Annotated in this window: 12 protein-coding genes and 1 tRNA gene; 7 read left to right on the top strand and 6 right to left on the bottom strand. The window is 56.9% G+C overall.

Going from position 1 to position 15,376, the window contains the following annotated elements; translation table 11 throughout:
- Window positions 1-2 precede the first annotated feature (2 nt).
- Complete coding sequence (locus SH661x_RS09525; RefSeq protein ID WP_437230332.1) at window positions 3-302, top strand: hypothetical protein; 300 nt, start codon at window positions 3-5, stop codon at window positions 300-302.
- Window positions 302-655 carry a hypothetical protein gene (locus tag SH661x_RS09530; protein ID WP_437230334.1) on the top strand — a complete coding sequence of 118 codons (354 nt, stop codon included), beginning with the start codon at window positions 302-304 and terminating at the stop codon, window positions 653-655. Before SH661x_RS09525 ends, SH661x_RS09530 begins: the two co-directional genes overlap by 1 nt.
- A 41-nt stretch (window positions 656-696) precedes the next feature.
- On the opposite strand, the gene SH661x_RS09535 is transcribed toward SH661x_RS09530, so the two are convergent.
- From SH661x_RS09535 to SH661x_RS09550, 4 genes are all read right to left on the bottom strand, one after another.
- Window positions 697-1,965: a class I SAM-dependent rRNA methyltransferase gene (locus SH661x_RS09535; protein ID WP_437230336.1), complete on the bottom strand. Its 1,269-nt coding sequence runs from the start codon at window positions 1,963-1,965 to the stop codon at window positions 697-699.
- Between the two features lie 97 nt (window positions 1,966-2,062).
- Entirely contained in the window at window positions 2,063-2,722 is a 660-nt protein-coding gene (gene pgsA, locus SH661x_RS09540) for a CDP-diacylglycerol--glycerol-3-phosphate 3-phosphatidyltransferase (protein WP_437230338.1), read from the bottom strand.
- Window positions 2,723-2,996: 274 nt separating this feature from the next.
- Window positions 2,997-4,406, bottom strand: coding sequence for a 30S ribosomal protein S12 methylthiotransferase RimO (rimO, locus tag SH661x_RS09545; protein WP_437230340.1), 1,410 nt, complete (start codon window positions 4,404-4,406; stop codon window positions 2,997-2,999).
- A gap of 252 nt (window positions 4,407-4,658) precedes the next feature.
- Entirely contained in the window at window positions 4,659-5,594 is a 936-nt protein-coding gene (locus SH661x_RS09550) for a hypothetical protein (RefSeq protein ID WP_437230342.1), read from the bottom strand.
- Between the two features lie 335 nt (window positions 5,595-5,929).
- Here SH661x_RS09550 and SH661x_RS09555 point away from each other — a divergent pair, with 335 nt between their 5' ends.
- Together SH661x_RS09555 and SH661x_RS09560 are read left to right on the top strand one after the other, a co-directional pair.
- Entirely contained in the window at window positions 5,930-6,793 is an 864-nt protein-coding gene (locus tag SH661x_RS09555; protein WP_437230344.1) for a thiazole synthase, read from the top strand.
- Window positions 6,794-7,440: 647 nt separating this feature from the next.
- Window positions 7,441-8,838 carry a sigma-54-dependent transcriptional regulator gene (locus tag SH661x_RS09560; protein ID WP_437230346.1) on the top strand — a complete coding sequence of 466 codons (1,398 nt, stop codon included), beginning with the start codon at window positions 7,441-7,443 and terminating at the stop codon, window positions 8,836-8,838.
- 98 nt (window positions 8,839-8,936) lie between these two features.
- On the opposite strand, the gene SH661x_RS09565 is transcribed toward SH661x_RS09560, so the two are convergent.
- Both SH661x_RS09565 and SH661x_RS09570 read right to left on the bottom strand, forming a co-directional pair.
- Window positions 8,937-10,961, bottom strand: coding sequence for an EF-hand domain-containing protein (locus tag SH661x_RS09565; protein ID WP_437230348.1), 2,025 nt, complete (start codon window positions 10,959-10,961; stop codon window positions 8,937-8,939).
- Between the two features lie 40 nt (window positions 10,962-11,001).
- The gene (locus SH661x_RS09570) at window positions 11,002-12,021 is read right to left on the bottom strand and encodes an AAA family ATPase (RefSeq protein ID WP_437230350.1); all 1,020 of its coding nucleotides are present in this window, start codon (window positions 12,019-12,021) and stop codon (window positions 11,002-11,004) included.
- A 363-nt stretch (window positions 12,022-12,384) separates the two neighbouring features.
- Here SH661x_RS09570 and SH661x_RS09575 point away from each other — a divergent pair.
- The 3 genes from SH661x_RS09575 to SH661x_RS09585 all read left to right on the top strand — a co-directional run bounded on the left by SH661x_RS09575 (window position 12,385) and on the right by SH661x_RS09585 (window position 15,355).
- A tRNA-His gene (locus tag SH661x_RS09575) sits at window positions 12,385-12,458 on the top strand.
- 179 nt (window positions 12,459-12,637) lie between these two features.
- The gene (locus tag SH661x_RS09580) at window positions 12,638-13,525 is read left to right on the top strand and encodes a hypothetical protein (RefSeq protein ID WP_437230352.1); all 888 of its coding nucleotides are present in this window, start codon (window positions 12,638-12,640) and stop codon (window positions 13,523-13,525) included.
- A 624-nt stretch (window positions 13,526-14,149) separates the two neighbouring features.
- The gene (locus tag SH661x_RS09585; protein WP_437230354.1) at window positions 14,150-15,355 is read left to right on the top strand and encodes a tyrosine-type recombinase/integrase; all 1,206 of its coding nucleotides are present in this window, start codon (window positions 14,150-14,152) and stop codon (window positions 15,353-15,355) included.
- Window positions 15,356-15,376 lie beyond the last annotated feature (21 nt).

Here is a 15,376-nt window from a genome sequence, read left to right on the forward strand (position 1 = left end):
ACATGAAATATTTGTTCATATTAGTCACGGTCTTATTTCTGGGAGGATGTGCCAAAGAAGAGCACCAGCCTACAGAAACGGACTATCAGCAACTGGGGACGACAAAAGAAGAGTCCGACCAGCTCAGGAACCAGTTGCAATCAACCACGGTCGAGGAAGTCCTGGCGGGTCTGAAGCAGATAGAGAAAAAACCGCAACTGATCTACATCCACCGTGATCAGGTCATGAGTCTGAATCAGACTTCGCAAGATCCGAAAGTTCAGAAACTCACCGAAGACATTTTAGCAAGATCGAGGCTTTAATGATGAAGCATCTCCTGGCCCTGTCTATTGTTCTCGCCGCTCACGCCATCGTCGTTGCGGAAGATACGAAAGGCCATACCGAATACACGATCGTGATTGACGAGGTAACTCGTTACATCTTCAAGGCGAAGCCAGACATTCAGGTTCCGGCTGTGAATCCCCGCACGGGAAAGGCGACGATCACACGCGCCGTCTACTGTGAACAGTGCCCGGGGTGCGACAGGTGGAAGTCTGTGGTCCTCACAGAAGGGAAGACTCACTTCTGCCCTGTTCACAAGACGGAGATGACTCTCGACGGGAAGATTCCCGATAACCTTCAGTATCTCGAAAACGTCAAGCCCAGGAAAAAGTGAAATCGCTACTGTCGGCGGCGGGTGAGGCTGACGCGAACCCTTCAGTCCATCCGCAGCCACAGGCACTTCAGGTATTCCGATTCCAGACTGCTCAGTGCGACCGGGTGGTCGGGAGCAGCGCCGCTGCGCATGAGGAGTTGTGGTCGGCGGTCGCCGCAGGCGGCTCGGACCGTTCGGGTCAGTTCGTCCATCGAAAACAGACCTGAGCAGCTGCAGGTTAAAAGGAGTCCTCCGGAGGCCACCAGCGGGGCAGCGAGTTTATTCAGATCGAAGTATTTGGACTGTCCCTCGGCCGCCTCTTCCCGGCTGTGAATCAGCTTGGGGGGATCGAGGATGATCACGTCATAAGTTTTCCCGTTTCGCTGCATGTCACGCAGATAGGAAAATGCGTCGGCATGCACGAACTTGATTGAAGACTTGTTGAGCTGCGCGTTGCGGCGCGCCTGACGAATCGCCTCTTCATCGAGATCGACCGCCGTCACTTCTTTCGCTCCTGCGAAAGCGGCATTGATCGCGAACCCGCCCGTGTACGAGCAGAGATCGAGAACCGTTTTCCCTTTGCAGAACTCCCGAAGCCGGAGTCGATTGTCTCGCTGATCACAGAAGAAGCCGGTCTTGTGCCCTTCGGTCGGATTGATCTCGAAAGCGACGCCGTGTTCGCGGATCTGAACCTTACTTCTTGCTCCCGGAGAGGAAAAACCTTCTGCGGTGAAGCCTTCCTGTTCGAGCGTCGCTGGACCCGGACGAACGACCCAGTGCGGAATCTGCATCCGCTTTGCCAGCGACTGGGCGATCGCTTCGGCCCGCTGATACATGCCGAGCGAAAAGACTTCCAGAGAAAGCAGATCGCCATAGCGGTCGACAACGATCCCCGGCAGGCTGTCCCCTTCCGCATTGATCACCCGGTAAGCTCCGGTAACTTCGTCCAGCTGGAGAGAGTCCCGCCGCAGCGAAACGGCAGCATCCAGGCGCGGACCCCACCAGTCAGCTGAAGTTGGAACATTGTCCCAGCTGAGAATCCGGACGGTCGCTTCGGCACGTGGATTCCACAGGCCATATCCGACCAGCTCCTGCTCCGTGGTCTTCACCTGGACCAGGTCACCATGCTTCATCTTCGGATCGACTTCGGCGATCCGCTTCCGGAAGACAGTCGGGTTCTTTGTCGGAGATTTCAGTTTGACGATCGGCAGCGTTCCCCCGGTGCCGTCATCCAGAGAACGCTGAACCAGATGCGATGGATCGAGCGGGAAACGGGTTTCGCGCCGATGAGGATTGGCAGGTCGAGTATGACGTACGGGGGGTTTGTTCATGGAATTCACGTATTGATCATCGGCAACGTGTGATCAGGGACGTTGCGGACGAGAAAGAGGCATCGCACAGACAGAAATGTCTGTGCCACCAGATCCCTCAACTTATCGTTTTTCCTTTCATCATCCACCAGCCCCGGACAATGTATTCGGCTCCGGAGTAAAGCGTGATGATGACCATGGCCCACAGCAGCACCGTGCGTACGACCAGGAAGGTGTTCAAAGACGATCCGAGCCAGCTTTGGAAGCTCGGGCTGAGGGACAGGATGCAAAAGGGAATGACGATCGACTGCAGCAGCATCTTCAGCTTGCCGCTGAACTTCGCGGAGAAATCGACCCCATGCCCTTCCAATACCGAACGCAGTCCGGTGATAAACATTTCACGGGCAATGACCACAAACGTCATCCAGGCTGTGATGCCGCTGGCGGGGAGAGCGACCAGAAAGATCATGGTCCCGCCGATAATCATCTTGTCGACGAAGGGGTCCATGATGCGGCCCAGCGGCGTAATCTGATTCCATTTGCGGGCCAGATACCCATCCACAAAGTCTGTCGCCACGGCAAAGATGAAGATGCCAGTTGTGGCGATCCAGTAACGCTCCAGCCAGATCAGAATCAAAACCACGAACGTCAGCACCAGCCGCGCGAACGTGATCATGTTGGGAATGTTCATCGAACGCGGGGAAGTCAGCTCGGGAGCGACCCCTGCGGGGGCAATCTCGACGACAACATCTTTTCGTCCGGGAGGAGGCGACGTCATTTTGCCAAGCTCCTCTGCCAGGGCGACATCGTTTTGGTGTGATGGGTTGTCTTCGGGGGGAATTCACCACGGAGACACGGAGACACGGAGATTTGTGAATACGAGAGTTGGGAAGGCATGTCGTTCAGCGTGATGTGAAAGTCGTTCGTCATGGAACCAGTTCAAGTCTGGGAGCGCCTGTGACCAGAAAGGTTGTGAAAGACCAGAGACGAGCTTGTCACCAAGTTGAAAACCTCTGTGTCTCCGTGCCTCCGTGGTGAACCCCAACTTCCCATCACTCCTCTTCAGACACAACCGCCACCAGATCGTATTCATCAGCTTCGACGATGGTGACCGGGACCATCTGGCCGGGTTCGAGGTTTTCGCCCTGGACGAGGACAGTGCCGTCGATCTCGGGGGCATCTGCGAATGTTCTGCCGATCCAGACGCCCGGTTCATCGGAGGCTTCATCGATGATGCAGTCAAGTTCGTAATCGACCATGTTCTGGCCCCAGTCGAAGGCGATCTGCTGCTGGATCTCCATCAACGCATCGCGGCGTTCGATCTTCACGTCTTCCGGAAGATGTCCATCGAGTTTGACTGCTGGAGTTCCCGGTTCAAGCGAGTACGGGAACACGCCCATCCGTTCAAAGCGGGTTTCCTGAACGAAGTCGCACAGTTCTTCGAACTGCTCATCGGTTTCCCCCGGGAATCCGACAATGAACGTCGTTCGCAGCACGAGATTCGGAATCCGCTCACGCAGCTTGCCAACCAGCTCGACGGTCTTCTCGCGGTTGACCCGTCGCTGCATGCGCTTGAGGACCTGGGAATTGATGTGCTGCAGCGGCATGTCGAGATACGGGAGAATTTTTCCCGACCCGGCAATGGTGTCGATCACTTCATCGGTGAAGTTGACGGGATACAGATACATCAGCCGGATCCAGTCGACGTTGTCGACCTTCTCAAGTTGTCGCAGAAGTTCGGCCAATCGAACTTCGCCGTAGTAATCCATGCCGTAATAGGTGGTGTCCTGAGCGACGAGGATCAGTTCGCGCACGCCGTCTCTGGTCAGTTCCTGAGCCTCTTCCACAACCATTTCGATCGGCTTGGTGACGTGCTTGCCGCGCATCTTCGGGATCGAGCAGAACGTGCAGGTCCGGTCGCAGCCTTCAGAAATTTTCAGGTAGGCATAGTGGCTGGGGGTGATACGCAGGCGGGCCCTGTCATCCATCGCACGAACGGCAGCGGGGCGGAAGAGTTCCCGCTGCTCCCGATGCCCGCCGACCAGCCGTTCTGCCACTTTGGTGATTTCATCCCGCCCGAAGACCCCGACGATATGGTCGATCTCCGGCATCTCCTCGAGCAGTGAACCGCCGACCCGTTCCGGGAGACAGCCGGCGACAATCACCCCGCGGGTCTTTCCTTCCTTCTTCAGGTCGAGCATCTCCTGAATGACCGCCTTGGACTCCTTACGGGATTCATCAATGAACCCGCAGGTGTTGACGATCACAAAATCCGCCTCTTCCGGCTGGGAGACGAGCGTGTAGCCGTCGAGAGCGAGGCTTCCCAGCATCTTTTCGCTGTCGACCAGATTCTTCGGGCAGCCCAGGCTGATGAAGGCGTAGGTCCCCTTGCCCGTCCCGCTCCCTTTGAGAACCTGAAGCTGTGAAGCGGGGGAATCGTCGAGAATGGGAAGTTGCAGCATGGGGGGGAAGCTTCGGAAATCAGTTTTCAGTGATCAGATGTCCCGCAGCCGTGAGGAACCTGGTTCCTGAAACAGGCCACGAAAAACCAAATCGACATGATACCCGCTGCTCCACCGAAATTCGAGACGATTGCAGGAAGATCGTCAGATTCTGGAGTTGGAGTGCAATTCATGACCGGATGGACGTTTAGCTGCACACTTTAAGTGTGCAGCTAAACGACGGGATGTGTGCTCGAACCGCGATACTCCAACTCAGTTGCGGGAGAAGGCGCTTTGGGCCTGCCAGACGGTGGCTGCGGTGGGGAATGGGGCCCGGCGAGCGGGGGCCGTTGGAGCGGAAACCTGTCGGACGGGCACTTCATAGGCCTGCAGCTCGACTTTGGGGTCCTCAGCCTGTCGGGTCGGAACTTTGCTCCATGTGCCCGACGAGGCTTCCGGCTGGGCGGCAGCTGTCGAAGGAGCGACCGGAGGAGTCTGGACCAGATCTGGGTGGTCGTGGGCGATCGGGGCGGGCGAGTACGGGTCCGGAGTCGAAGCGATGGAAGCTGTCGCGTCGCTGGCAATCGGTTCATAAGACAGGGAGGGTGTTCCCATCGCGACGACGGATGGTGTCAGACTGACAATCCCGTGGTTGTGCCCCAGATGCCCGTTGTCGAACGCCAGTGTCGATCGCTGAACGTACGTGGTCACCTGTTGAGGGACAACTCGGGTCTGAACGACCGGAACCTGCTGGACGACCTGATAGGGGACCTCCTGGTATCGGACCTGCTTCTGGATGCTGGTCTCGCTCACCATTTTCGTCGTCAGGCGAGGGACCCAGACTGTCTGGTAAGTCCCTTCATCCACTGTGACTTGTTTACAGGTGGTGACGGGGACATCAACCACCTGAGCCTGCTGGCGAATCTCGGTCCGGGTGACCGGCTGCATGGTCGTGAACTGTTCCTGTCGGTAGATCGTGGTTGTCTGCGGGACAATTTCGGTCTGCATCGCCGGCTGACAGCCGCAGCTGGCAGGGGTCATTTGACACATGCCGCAGAATGGCTGGGCGCATCCGCACGCGTTGAACGGCCTTGCGCAGCGGCCGCAATGCCCGGCCCGTCGGTGACACATTCCGGCTCGGGCTGCCAACGGGACAATGGCGACCAGCAGTGTCAAAACGATCCAGCCGATGCGGGCTTTTGTGAACATTGTGCGATCCTTCGAACGTTCTTCAGACGGAAAAACGGGGTGAAGCCTGCCCGCTTCCCCTGCCCGGTCCTGTAGCGACAATTCCATTCCGGGCTGTCGTCACAGACAGGAGCAGCCTTCGTTTTGATCGGAACGGCGGGAAATGCTCCGTGAATCTGAATCGGGCATCGGACTCCTGTTCGCGGCGAGCATCTGGAACGACCGGCAAAATCGCTCCGGCCGGAAAAACGGGTGTGATTGTCATTCCCGGAAAGGTAGGCCGATTCATTTCGAGATGGGCTGCCGAGCATTACAATCCTGGATTCCCTCCACACAGAAAGATCCGAACTCCGCCCATGGATGCTTCACAAATTCCACAGAATCAATCTCCGCAGAATCTGGCCGTTTCTCCTGACCAGCCGCTCCAGCTGGGAAGCCATACCTTCCAGTCCCGCTTGATCGTCGGAACGGGGAAATATACCACTTACGACCTGATGCGGGACTGCCTGCAGATCAGTCATGCGGAAGTGATCACAGTGGCGGTTCGGCGTGAGCGGCTGATTGATTCCGATGGCCGCAACATCCTCGATTTCATCGACCTGCAGCGATACACAATTCTGCCAAACACCGCAGGTTGCTTTGATGCGGATGAAGCGGTGCGGGTGGCTCGACTCGGTCGGGAGATTCTCAGCGGGTTGGAAAATCCGGGGGCTGACTGGGTGAAACTGGAAGTTCTCGGTGACAAAAAGACGTTGCTGCCGGACCCGATTGCCACGCTGGCTGCGACGGAAAAGCTGGTGGCGGAAGGATTTCAGGTGCTCTGCTACACCACCGACGACCCGATGACGGCCCGGCGACTCAAGGAAGCGGGAGCGACATCCGTGATGCCTGCGGGCAGCCCGATCGGCAGCGGACAGGGGATTTTGAATCCCAACAATATCCGGATCTGCCTGGAGTACCTCAAAGAAAACGATCCGGATTACCCGGTGATTGTTGATGCCGGTGTGGGAACCGCCAGCGATGTGGCTGTCGCGATGGAACTGGGTTGCGATGGCGTGCTGTTGAATACGGGAATCGCGAGCGCCCGGGACCCGCTGATGATGGCCCAGGCGATGCGAGATGCGTGCCGGGCCGGTCGAGCTGCCTGGCGTGCCGGCCGCATCCCGAAGAAGTTGTACGCAACCGCTTCGAGTCCGGAACTTGGAATCATCGGCCGGTAATTCGCGTCGCCTGTTTAGCCACACACTAGACGTGTGTGGCTAAACGAACGGGATGGACTTGATCCATCGTCCTTCCTCCCTAGACGCTCGTCTCTCGACCCTCGTCCCACCGACGATTCTTTCTCGCCACATTCTGCGTGAAAACTTGTTGCGTCGCGGCATCTGTGACGTAGTTTTCTGTACCCTCATATCAACATGGTTCCCGGCAACACCTTTGTTTGTCTGGTCGTCGCACAGGGATTGTGTGGCTCCAGCCGGCAGAAGTGGCTTCCTCTGGATGAGGAAGTTGTTTGAGAACGGAGCATGTCTGGCCTGAATTTCCGGGCGATTGATTGAAATCGTCCTGGCGGGTTCGATGGTCATTCTGCGCGGCCCCCCCCGCACTCCGGTGAAGTGACTGAGACCACGTGACTGTTCTGCTGTTCGTCTGGAGAACTCCAGTTCGGGCGGCGCGGTCGTGTCGGCCTGAGTCAGGGTTGAGCCTGTGCAGTCATGCATATGACTGGCGATCAGGCAGCTGTTGGAATTCCACCGTTACGAGTGCCTTCCACGGAACAGGGTTAAGCGAACTTCATTCGCAATGCAGAGGGCCCCTTGCTGTTAAGCAACGTGGGCGCAGAATTCGCACGTACACAGAAAGAGATGCCATGACGAACCAGGGTTCGTTACTTGTTGTCGACGATGACCGCCATATCTGCGAATCGATGGCCGATTACCTGCGCAGCCTTGGCCATCGGACTGAAACCGCCACCACATGCCGCGAAGCCATGGAGCGGATGAAGGATGTCACGTTTCAGGTCGTCATCTGCGACGTCAACCTGCCCGATCAGGACGGGTTTCAGCTGCTCGAATGGGCGGTCAACCATTGCCCGGACACGGCGATCATTCTGCTGACCGGATACGGAACCATCGAAAGCGCGGTTGAAGCGATTCAGCTGGGAGCCTTCGATTACCTCACCAAGCCGGTGATCGATGATGAACTCAACTTCTCGATTCAGCGGGCCCTGGGCCAGCGGAAGATCGTTGAAGAAAACAAATCACTGAAAAAACAGCTGAACGAAAAGTTCGGCATCTCGAACATCATCGGCCGCGACTACAAGATGTCGAAGATGTTCGATCTGATCGAGAGCGTCGCCGACACCCGGACCACGGTTCTGATTCTCGGCGAGAACGGGACCGGAAAAACGATCACCGCCCGGGCGATTCATCAGCTGAGCTCACGCCGCGACAAGCCGTTTATCGAAGTGGCCTGCGGCGCGCTGCCGGATTCACTGCTGGAAAGCGAACTGTTCGGACACGTCAAAGGCTCGTTCACAGGGGCAACTCAGGACAAGCCTGGCAAGTTCCTGCAGGCCAATGGCGGGACCCTGTTCCTCGATGAAATCGGAACCGCATCACAGAGCCTGCAGGTCAAACTGCTGCGGGTGCTGCAGGATCGCGAGTTCGAACCGGTCGGCGGAACGACCACTCACAAAGTGGACGTCCGTCTGATCCTCGCGACCAACGAAGACCTCGAAGCCCGTGTTCGCTCGGGCGAATTCCGGCAGGACCTGTTCTACCGGATCAACGTGATTTCGGTAACTCAGCCTCCGCTGCGGGAACGTCTGGGGGACATTCCGCTGCTGGTCGAGCATTATCTCGAAGAATTCAACAGCCAGACCGGCAAACACGTTCGTGGGCTGGACGATCAGGCCTTGCAGGCCTTGCAGCGATACAGCTGGCCGGGCAACGTCCGTGAGCTGGTCAACGTCATTGAACGTGCTGTTGTGCTTTCGAAATCGGACATCATCACATCCATGGATCTGCCGGAACATCTCCGACGTGAAGAACTGGATTCGGTGTATGCCTACAACCGGTTGCTCGGCAATACCGGGCTGAAGTCGGCATTGGCCGACCCGGAACGACAGATCATCATCGATGCCCTGGAACAGCATGGCTGGAACCGACAGGAAACGGCCCGGATCCTCGGGATCAACCGGACAACTCTGTATAAGAAGATGAAGAAATACGACATCTCTTATGAGAAGCAGGTCCAGATGTATTAGAACACGTCGATTAGCCCCACACTTGAAGTGTGGGGCTAAACCGCTTGTTAGATACGAAGCAGATTGAGCCCCGGCGGATTCGCACGGGGCTTTGTTGTTTACTCGCGGGAGCTGAAGATGAATCCTTTGCCGCCCGGGATCAGACAGACGCCGTGAACCGGTTTCGTCTCGGGAATCCCAGGGACGATCGTTCCCGTTTTCTCCGGAGTCGTGACCTGTAATCGGTAACCGGATAACGGCGGGGCAGGTCCGGTGAAGTAGATCCTGTCCCCTTCCGGACTCCAGGCGATGTCGTTGTCGATGGCCTTGCGGTCGCTGTAGTGGACCTGCAGGTCAGGGGCATCTTCGGTCATGGCAATGCTGGCAATGTGCGAGCCTTTCTTGTCGGTGGCGTGAAATGCCAGGCGGCTGCTGTCCGGGGACCAGCACATGTTGTAGAAGATCATCTGGTACTCGTGATCTTTCCGCACGAGAACATCTCGAATCTCTCCTGACGCAACATCGTATGCGGAGACCCCGCCGTCGCGAGTGAATGCGATCGTCTTGCCGTCGGGTGACCACTGTGCCCCCCAGCCTTTGGCGATCATTTTCGATTCCGAGCCATCGGCGTTCATGATCCAGACGGTGTTCCCGTCAGCGTACCGTGAGCAGGTGAATTTGGTACGGTCGGGCGACCATGTTGGCATCAGTCCGTGGCACAGGTCACGGACACCGGTCCCATCGATCTTCATCTGAAAAACCCGGGAGTCTCCGTAACTTTGGCCCCCTTTCCACGTGTCGAAGAGGATCAGTTCTCCATCGGCCGAAACCGCAGGCGAACCACAGTGGGGATATTCAGGGTTCGTGTAGAAGCGTCGATATTCCTTCCCGTCTGCGGAGAGGAAATAAAAGCCCTCGGCAGGTTTCAACTTGTACGGGAATTCATCCAGCGTGAGATGACCATCCTGATTTCGGTCCAGCCTGTGGAAGTAATAGCGATGGAGCAGGTGACATGTTGTTCCCGGGAAATTGAACTCGACGAAATCGAGTTTTCCATCCTGGGATTCGTCCGTCAGCTGTTTTTGCAGGTCGGTCCCCGCGTTTCCGAGCGGAGAAAGACGATACTCCGTCAGCGAGAGACTTCCATTCATGTTCTGATCAAAGGCCGGAACAAAGAACTTGACAAGTTCCCGCTGGTCCTCCGGCGTGACGGCGAGCAGCTCCTCGACATCACATTCACCGTCGAGGTTACGATCTGCCTGCAGGAAGCGGACGATGGGGTCGTCATGGCCTGACCAGCTCTCTGTGAAGAACTCTGCCAGTGAGATCTTTCCGTCCCGATCTTTGTCGGCCTCCTGGAACAACTCTTCCTGGTTCACTCCGCCCCACTTGGCGAAGAACTCAGCGTGATCGACGATCTGATCGTTGTTCGTGTCTGCATTCTGGAATTTGGCAAACTTTGCGACCCGCCCGTTTGAGAATCTGATCTGGTGGTCACTGGGAGTCTGCAGTCCCAGCTGGATCTTCAGGAATCTGTCCGCATCGCTGCGGGACGTCTGCTGATCCTTGTTCGAATCGGCCTGAGCTGCCAACTGTTGCAGGATTCGATTCTCTGGAGGCCGTCCGAGGGAGATGACATAGTTCTGGCAGAACGTCAGCGCAGGGACGAGGAAATGAGGCCGCTCATTCCACCGGTAGGATTCATCCATGCCATCGATCGCATGGAGATGCAGGTCTTCGAACGGATCCGGAAGGTTTCCGCGGCGGTGTGCCGGCACATCACTGGGGATGGCGAGAAACTCTTCACGACTCAGGGTTTGACTGCTGTCGAAGTCGAAGACCCGGAAGTCACGCGTCTGAACAGCCGGGTCACCTGGAATCTTCTGATACTCAGCGAGTGTCAGGTAGCGGTCATGATTGGTATCGGCCGCTTCAAAGACAGCATTCCTGTCACCTCCCAGGGGATCCGCCCCTAGGATCTCATGGCCCCCCAGTAGCAAGATCAGGGTGGCTGCCATGCAGAACTGATGACGCGTCGCTCGTCTCATGTTGCTCATCTCCTGCAGGATCGTGTTGAGGATTCGGAGAATCGCCGTCGCTGGACTTGCCGGCTTCCACGGATCTCGCTGGGGCAATGAATACATCAGCGACCGCGTGAGGTGGTCGAACGATTGCGAATCGGCTCTACCGATCCCCCAGCAGTGTTTCCTCAACCAGCCGTTCGACAATTTTTCGAGAGTCGATCCCTTCGCTTTGCGCAGCGAACGTCGTGATCAGTCGATGTGTCAACACCGGAGAGGCCACCGCCTGCAGGTCTTCGAGCCGGACCATGAACTGTCCCTGCAGTGCTGCACGTGTCTTCGCACCCAGAATCAGGTATTGGACAGCGCGCGGGCCGGCTCCCCAGGAGACCAGTGGCTTAAGCCACGCAGGGGCGGCATCTTCCTGCGGGCGGGTCTTCCGGACCAGCTTCACCGCCGACTGATAGATATGGTCCGGAACCGGAATGCGCCGGACCAGCTGCTGCAGCGGCAGAATATCTTCCGCATGCAGAATGTGTTCCAGCACCGGGAGACTTTCCCCGGTCGTGGTCCGGGCGATTTCCAGCTCTTCTGCTTCAGAGGGATAATCGACCTGAATGAGGAACATAAACCGGTCGAGCTGAGCCTCGGGGAGCGGATAGGTTCCTTCCTGCTCGACAGGATTCTGCGTGGCGAGGACGAGGAATGGGGGTTCCAGGGGAAACGAATTTCCCAGGACGGTCACCTTGTGTTCCTGCATGGCCTCGAGCATCGCAGCCTGAGTCTTCGGAGGGGCACGATTGATTTCGTCCGCCAGCACGATGTTCGCGAAGATCGGGCCATGCACGAACTGGAACGTGCGGCGGCCCGATTCGTTCTCCTGCAGAATGTCCGTTCCGGTGATGTCCATGGGCATCAGGTCCGGAGTGAACTGGATGCGGCTGAACTTCAGGGACATGGTCTCTGAAAGTTTGCTGACGAGGAGCGTTTTGGCGAGTCCCGGGACCCCCATCAGCAAGGCGTGGCCGCGGGAAAAGAGGCAGATCGCCAGCTGATCGATCACCCGCTGCTGGCCGACAATGACCTTGGCGAGTTCTTTTTTCAGGCGGGAATAAGAGTCTTTCAGATTTTCGATTTTTTGAACGTCGTCGGAAGACAACGCTGGCCCGTTGGGTTCGTTCATAAGGATTTCTTCGATTGAAGAGGCACGTCGAACGAGAAATGACACGGTCTAGACCAGTTTGGTCTATCATGTGCAGGCGATTCAGGATTTTCACCGCATGAAAGTCCATATTATCGCCTGCGGAACGTAATAGATTATTGGCAAAACCGCTCTAGGTTACCGACGAAGTTGCTCTGTCGGCAATTTTCGGAAAAGAAAATTTGTATAGAATTGGGAGATTGGTGAAAAAATGCTATGAAGTGGGCTGTTTCGCGGGGTGAAATCCACGAGAATTTGATCGTTTCAAGTTGAGTTGCCGCGATCCTTTGCCTCCGTTATTCTGTCCGTTTCCGGGGCAGCATGCGAATGCCGTCGCGGATGATGGTGGGTATAGCTCAGTTGGTTAGAGCACCAGATTGTGGATCTGGGGGTCGCGGGTTCAAGTCCCGTTACTCACCCTGTTTTTCGAAACATCGAGGGTTTTGGGAGCGAGCCTGCGTGCTGTAGAGGTACGCAGAGGGACAAACAAGCAGGCGAAAGCCTCTGCCGTTGCTAGCCCTGGTACCTCCTTCCAAAGCCCTCGGTTATTTTCACCGCGGGCAACAAAAGGCTGCAATTTCACGAACTGGGGCCTCCGATGGTTCGTCTTTTCTCAGCTGCGCTGTTGATTGCCGTCTCTTTCCAATGCCACGCTGGTGATTTCACAACCGGCACTGAAGACGATCCGTTTCTCGGCATTAACACCATCTTCCTCGCCAAAGAAGACGCGAAGGAGTACTTCCGGAAGAACGGAATGCCGCCACCTCCCAAAGGAGGCCTGGTCGTCACGCACTCTTTCCGCAAAGGCCCCGGTGAAGCTCTGGCGCCGCTCGACATCATTTGGAAGGTTGGTCCGAAGCCGATTCGAACGCTGTCGGAAGCGCAAGACGTCTTGAAAGCACTCCGAGTTGGGAAGCCGTGCAAACTGGCTTTTCTCAGGCCGACACTCCTTCCAAAGGGAGTTCGTTGGCCTGAAAAAGACGTTGAAGTAACACCGGTCACAAAACGGGATTATGCTCTCGGAGGACTCATCTCGGAACGAGATGATTTACTCGAGGTGACGTATGTCGGGCATTGCGAAGCCCCCAAAAACGAAACGCAAGAATCTGGCCTCGTCCTATATCAAGCCAGAGGCGATGACAACACAACGTCGACATTTCTTCGTGTGCATCGTGCGGGCACTGAGTCGCTGTTCACCTCCTCTCTTTCCATCAAAACCGATGGTCAACTGTTTCGATTCACCTCGCTGGACCTGCCGACTGTTCACAGAGGCATCAAGTTCCGTGACGACGGTTCGTCGATCCAGTGGGAGTATGTCGATCTGCGAGTCGATTCGAGCAATGCGGAGATGATCGAGTCGATCGCGAAAAGCGGGGAGACGACGGTGAGATTCGAGAGCGGTTCATCGAAGCTTGACGTCGAGATTCCCTCGATCCAGATCGATCGGATTGGGCTCGTCCAGATGGCGATCCGGAACACTCCGTAGTGAGGACCAGATCTAGAATCTGGTCCTCACCTCTCAGAGCACGGAAAAAATGTCCCGGGTTCACGCAGGACGATGCCGAAAGATTCTGCTGTCGACTCGCTTGACTTTTCGTGTTGATCGCGCATGATGCCCTTACCAAACGTAAGCAACGGCATCAAAGTCTTCTTCCTGCTGAGAGCACTCTTGCTTTGTGCTTGATCAGGGTGGATCTCTCTTGATGCCACCCAGTCAACCCGTGGAGTTCAGAGCGATCAGCGCGCGCCGTTAGCGTGTTTGGTCTCCCTGATCGAGTCAAAGCGAGTTCTTCGATGTTCGCCCCTGCCCCTTGCATTGCGACATCATCATTCGGGTAACCAGAGGGCCGGCTCACTTGCTGGCCCTCTGGTTCCCACCTCGTTTCCGCTCGGCAACTCCGCGACAGAATCCGGAGAACCAACGTGCTGGATCGCATCGCGATCGCCGCTGCGCTGAAAATTGCCGTCCTGTTCGGCAGCACACTGCATGATTTTGCAGGTGCGGACCAATCCCAGGATCGATATGCCAAGCTGTCTACATGGAGGCAGGAAGTTGGCGGGACTCGCTTGAGTCACGCTGGACGCGCGGAAATTGCAGGAGCAGTCCTGAATGTCAAAGTCACTTCCCGGTCAACTCAATTTCAAGGATCCACTCGAACTCACTCTGAGGGAAGCCTACGAAAAGTACCATCGGCAACCGAGCCACAAGCCCAGCTATGTGAAAGCGGCTCATACCGCTCTCGCTCACTGGGAGCGCTGCACTCTCAATCCGACAGTCGGCGAATGCGACGACGGAACGATGCAGGACTTTTCGCGAACGTTCCTCCGGACCCCGCTTCCGAGCAAAGTCGCCACCCTGCTCCGTCGAGCACGGCGGAAGAATCCCCAATCGCTCGAAGTTCTGCGCACTGTCGGCGTCACTTGGATGCAGCTGCAGGCTCTGAGCGACGAGGACGTCTATCGTTTGCTGTCGCACAGTCCGCTGGTTCCGGAAATGCTCCTGCCGACGAACGTCACCTCGAACGCGCAGCTGCGGACGCTGGAAGCCATCTTCTCGACTCTCGGCCCGAAGCATCGCGGCAATCCCTACGCTCGCGGATTTCTGACTTCGGTTCCGTGTTGCCGACCGGAGTCCGTCGAAGATCCGGAAGTCGTCTTTGCGAGCGAGGAGGATCTCAGCGCGATTTATTCCTCCTGCGATGTGGCGACCTGGCCCCATCGCGAAAAGACCGGGGTTCATCCTCCGGACTTGTGGAGAGCGTTCGTGGTCTATCTCTACAACCTCGCCTCGCGAAGGGGAGACTTTCTGAAGCTGGAGAAAACCCGCGTCAAACTCAAGGATGGGGTGATCCTGACCAAACAGGGGAAGAGCGGGAAAACGCGGGCGGTCCCGATCAACGTGACCGTGGTCAACCACATTCGAGCAATCTGGTTTTCGAAGGGGGATCTGTTGTTCCCCTTCCCCCGCAACAAACGCAGCCTGTACGAGACGTGGTATCAGATCCAGCGAGCGGCGGGGATCAGTGTCACGCGTCTGGGATCACGGGTGCGCGAGCCGTACTACGGCTTCCACGAAATCCGCAAGACCTCGCTCGGGGAGTACTACGCTCTCAACGAACACGCTGCCCAGGAGATGGGAGCGCATTCGGCACTGGCGACGACGCTCAAGCATTACGTGCCGGCGGTGAAGCGGGAGGGCAAACTCCGGAAAGCAGTCGAGTCATTGCCGCAACCGCAGGCCTTCAGTGGTCTCGATCCAGAACCGACACCGACGCCGCCACCGGGTACGTTCCCGCGGCTGCGAATTGTGGGGTGAATTCACCCGTTCACCAGGCCC

Origin of the sequence: Planctomicrobium stercoris, from assembly GCF_051465655.1 — a bacterium.
Classification (GTDB): Bacteria; Planctomycetota; Planctomycetia; order Planctomycetales; family Planctomycetaceae; genus Planctomicrobium.